This window comes from Streptomyces ossamyceticus (assembly GCF_001418475.1).
GTDB classification, from domain to species: domain Bacteria; phylum Actinomycetota; class Actinomycetes; order Streptomycetales; family Streptomycetaceae; genus Streptomyces; species Streptomyces ossamyceticus.
This window is the reverse complement of record NZ_LIQX01000354.1, coordinates 1-4305: the sequence shown is the minus strand read 5'-3', so window position 1 is coordinate 4305 and position 4305 is coordinate 1. Positions and strand designations below refer to the sequence as shown.

The 4305-nt window shown below is 72.2% G+C and carries 4 protein-coding genes; 1 reads left to right on the top strand and 3 read right to left on the bottom strand.

Annotated elements, in window-relative coordinates; translation table 11 throughout:
• Positions 1 to 1192, bottom strand: a 1192-nt coding sequence (locus AOK15_RS25155) for a geranylgeranyl reductase family protein (RefSeq protein WP_055520634.1), incomplete at its 3' end; no start/stop codon positions are given.
• A 182-nt stretch (positions 1193 to 1374) separates the two neighbouring features.
• Here AOK15_RS25155 and AOK15_RS25150 point away from each other — a divergent pair.
• Positions 1375 to 2730, top strand: a complete 1356-nt coding sequence (locus tag AOK15_RS25150) for a dipeptidase (protein WP_055520633.1) — start codon at positions 1375 to 1377, stop codon at positions 2728 to 2730.
• A gap of 86 nt (positions 2731 to 2816) precedes the next feature.
• Here the strand turns inward: AOK15_RS25150 and AOK15_RS25145 are convergent, their stop codons facing one another.
• The gene (locus AOK15_RS25145) at positions 2817 to 3854 is read right to left on the bottom strand and encodes an NUDIX hydrolase (RefSeq protein WP_055520632.1); all 1038 of its coding nucleotides are present in this window, start codon (positions 3852 to 3854) and stop codon (positions 2817 to 2819) included.
• A gap of 167 nt (positions 3855 to 4021) precedes the next feature.
• Positions 4022 to 4267, bottom strand: coding sequence for a hypothetical protein (locus AOK15_RS25140; RefSeq protein WP_055520631.1), 246 nt, complete (start codon positions 4265 to 4267; stop codon positions 4022 to 4024).
• Between the last annotated feature and the right edge of the window lie 38 nt (positions 4268 to 4305).

Below are 4305 nucleotides of genomic sequence, written 5' to 3'. Positions count from 1 at the left end.
CCGTCAGCGCGCGCTGGGCGATCGGGTGGGTGCGCACGATCTCGCCCAGCGACGTGGAGCCGCGCGTGATGTCGACGAACGCGCGCCACGCGGGCCGGAAGCCGGTGAGCGCCGCGTGGAACAGGCCGGGCCGCCGCTCGAAGGCGATCAGCAGCCGCTTGCCCACGCTCATCTCGACACCGAGGCCGGCCTTCACGGCGAACGCGTAGTTCAACGCCTGCCGCCGGGTGTCCACCGCGTCGTGCGCCTCGGCGATACGGACCGCCCACTCCCCCGCGAGCCGCCCCGAGCGCAGCGCGAACGAGATGCCCTCACGCGTCCACGGCTCCAGCAGCCCCGCCGCGTCCCCGCACACCAGCACCCGCCCCCGGGAGAGCGGCGAGTCGTCGGCGCGGCAGCGCGTCAAGTGACCGGAGGAGACGCTGGGTTCGAAACCGGCGAGACCGAGCCGTCCGATGAAGTCCTCCAAGTACCGCTTGGTGGCGGCGCCTTCGCCGCGGGCGGAGATCACGCCCACCGTCAGCGTGTCCCCCTTGGGGAAGACCCATCCGTAACTGCCGGGCATGGGGCCCCAGTCGATGAGGACGCGGCCCTTCCAGTCCTCGGCGACGGTCTCCGGGACGGGGATCTCCGCCTCCAGACCGAGGTCGACCTGGTCCAGCTTCACACCGACGTGCGCCCCTATGCGGCTGGCGCTGCCGTCCGCGCCGACCACGGCCCTCGCCAGCAGCGTCTCACCGCCCTGGAGGACGACGGCGACCGTGCGGCGGTCCGGTACGGCAGAACCGTGCTGCTCGACGCGGGTGACCGTGACACCCGTCCGCAGTTCGGCGCCCGCCTTCTGGGCGTGCTCGACGAGCTGCTGGTCGAACTCGGGCCGGTTGATCAGCCCGAAGAGCATCTGCTTGGACTTGCGTGTGCGGGAGTAGCGGCCGTCGAGGGAGAACGTCACGGCGTGCACGCGGTCCTTGAGGGGCAGTTCGAAGCCGGGGGGCAGCGCGTCCCGCGAGGGGCCGATGATGCCGCCGCCGCAGGTCTTGTACCGGGGCAGTTCGGCCTTCTCCAGCAACAGGACGCTGCGTCCCGCGACCGCCGCCGCGTAGGCGGCCGAAGCCCCCGCGGGCCCCGCGCCCACCACGACGACGTCCCACACCCGCTGCACGTCGTCCGCCGAAGAGTTCTCGCTGCTCACGATGGTCTACTGCTCCCGATCCAGCCGCCTGCCGCACCTTTCCCACGCATCCTACGGCGGTCGTCACCGAGAGTCGCTGTGGGAGGATCGGCAGCGCGTGCGCCCTACACCGATACACCGGGTACGCGCGTACGCGCGCACACCCACAGAAGCACAACGTCGCACCCACGAGGAGCGTGCCCATGTCGTCGAACCCGGTCGCCGAGACCGTCGCCTCACTGATGCCCAGGGCGAAGGAGGAGCTCACCGAATTGGTGGCCTTCAAGTCGGTGGCGGACTTCGACCAGTTCCCGAGGAGCGAGAGCGAGGGCGCCGCGAACTGGGTCGCCGACGCGCTGCGCGCCGAGGGCTTCCAGGACGTGGCCCTGCTCGACACCCCCGACGGCACCCAGTCCGTGTACGGCTGTCTACCGGGGCCCGAGGGCGCGAAGACCGTCCTGCTGTACGCGCACTACGACGTGCAGCCGCCGCTGGACGAGGCGGCCTGGGTCTCGCCGCCGTTCGAGCTGACCGAGCGGGACGGGCGCTGGTACGGGCGCGGTGCCGCCGATTGCAAGGGCGGCGTGATCATGCATCTGCTGGCGCTGCGCGCGCTCAAGGCGAACGGCGGCGTCCCCGTCACCGTCAAACTGATCGCCGAGGGCTCGGAGGAGATGGGCACGGGCGGGCTCCAGCAGTACGCGGAACAGCACCCCGAGCTGCTCGCGGCCGACACCGTGGTCATCGGCGACGCCGGCAACTTCCGTGCCGGGCTGCCGACGGTCACCGCGTCGCTGCGCGGCATGATCCTCCTGCGGGTGCGGATCGACGCCCTGGAGGGCAACCTGCACTCCGGGCAGTTCGGCGGCGCGGCGCCCGACGCGCTGGCCGCGCTGATCCGGGTCCTCGACTCGCTGCGCGCCGGCGACGGCACGACGACCGTCGACGGGCTCGCGGGCGACGGAACCTGGGACGGTCTCCAGTACGCCGACGAGCGGTTCCGTGAGGACGCCAAGGTGCTCGACGGTGTCGAACTGGTCGGGTCCGGCACGGTCGCCGACCGGATCTGGGCGCGCCCCGCCGCCACCGTGCTCGGCATCGACGCCCCGCCGGTGGTCGGGGCGACCCCGTCGATCCAGGCGAGCGCCCGCGCGCTGATCGGGCTGCGCGTCCCGCCGGGCGTGGACGTCCAGGAGGCGATGAAGCTGCTGGAGGCCCACCTCGTGGCGCACACGCCGTGGGGTGCCCGGGTGAGCTGCGAGCCGATCGGCCACGGCCAGGCGTTCCGCGCCGACACCTCCAGCCCGGCGTACGAGGCGATGGCCGCGGCCATGGCCGTCGCCTACGCGGGCCAGGAGATGCAGTACGCGGGCCACGGCGGCTCGATCCCGCTGTGCAACACCCTCGCCGCCCTCTACTCGCGGGCCGAGATCCTCCTCATCGGCCTCAGCGAACCCGAGGCGCAGATCCACGCGGTGAACGAGAGTGTGTCGCCGGACGAGCTGGAGCGCATGGCGGTCGCGGAGGCGCTGTTCCTGACGAACTACGCGGCGAGCTGAGCGGACGAGGCGTCCCCGGTGCGGCACCACCGCCCACCGGGGGCGCCGGACGCGCCTCCCGCACAGGGTGGGGGCGAGGGTGGCCGTCACACGGGCGCGCCCGCCTCCAGATAGAAGGCGGCGCCCCGCTCCCGGGCCCGCAGGGCCCACCGCAGCCGTTCGTAGCGGACCGGCGGCAGCAGGCCCGCGGCCTCCTCCTCCGTGACGAAGCGCCAGCCGCGCAGCTCGGGGCCGGGCAGTACGGGCCGCTGGGACCCGGCCGCGTCGAGGCGGCCGCCGTCGAAGAGGAGGCGCAGTCCGCCGTATCCGGGGGGTGAGGGGGACTCCCAGTCGACGACGAGCAGCCGGGGTACGTGGTCGAGGCGTATCCCGGTCTCCTCGACGACCTCGCGCATGCCCGCGCGGGCCGGCGCCTCGCCGGGCTCCACGACACCGCCGGGGAACTCCCAGCCGGGCTTGTAGGTCGGGTCGACGAGCAGGACCCGGTCGTCGTCGTCGAACATCAGCACCCCGGCGGCCACGGTCTCCGCGGTCGGCTCGGGGGTCTGCACGATGTCGCACACGGGTACGTTCCCGTCGCGTACGGCGTCGGCGATGCGCCGCGCCGTCTCATACGGGGTGAGGGCGCTCGTGTCGACGAGATGGGCGTCAGCCGTGAGCCAGCCGCCGAGGGCGGCACGGTAGGGCGCGATGTGGTCGTACGCCCATTGACGCATCCGCATCTCGCCGTCGGGGAGGTCGGGCGGTATGTCCCGCCCGGCTATTCGCTCCCGCAGGATCGTTTCGGCCGGTGCGAGGAGCAGATGCCGTACAGGGATGCGGCGGGCGGCGAGACCGCCGAAGATCTCGTCGCGGTACTCCTGGCGGAGCAGGGTCATGGGGACCACGAGGGTGCCGCCCAGCTCGGCGAGCAGCGCGGCGGCGGTGTCGACCACCAGCCGGCGCCAGCTCGGCAGGTCCTGGAAGTCGCCGACCTCGGCGAGGCGCTTGGCCGGCAACATGTGCGTCAGTGCGCCGCCGATGACCTCGGGGTCGAAGAGCGTGCTGTTCGGGATCAGGTCGATCAGTTCCCGTGCGGTGGTGGTCTTCCCCGCACCGAACGCACCGTTGATCCAGACGATCACGGTTCCCCCTCTTCTGTTGACCCCCTGAGGCTTGCCCTCCACTACGACGCGGAAACCAGCCGCTGATGAGGAGGTGAAATACACGGTGGCGGGTTCCCACCGAGTGGGAACCCGCCACCGTGTCGTGCGAGGCGGATGGGAGAACCCGCCGCTCCCGACCTAGGGCGTCAGCCCTTCTTGCCGGCCTTGCCCTGCTTGCCCGAGGTGCCCCCCAGAGCGTCGTTACCGACCGCCAGGCCGTCGTCGGCGACGGTCCTGCCGACCGTGTCGAGGGTTCCCTCGACATCCAGTTTGCTCAGCCCGTCGGCCTTTCCGAGGGTGTCCGCGGCGTCGAGGCCGTGTGACGGCGTGATGGCCGCGACGACGAAACCGGTGGCGAGGGAGGCGATGGCGAGCATGCTGCGCTTCTTCATGCCCCGCTCAACGCGCCACCCCACCACCGAGTCACGGC

Bases quoted from the DNA above. Each gene is read 5' to 3' on its own strand.
- AOK15_RS25150 (WP_055520633.1), top strand. From the start codon at position 1,375: ATGTCGTCGAACCCGGTCGCCGAGACCGTCGCCTCACTGATGCCCAGG.
- AOK15_RS25140 (WP_055520631.1), bottom strand. From the start codon at position 4,267: ATGAAGAAGCGCAGCATGCTCGCCATCGCCTCCCTCGCCACCGGTTTC.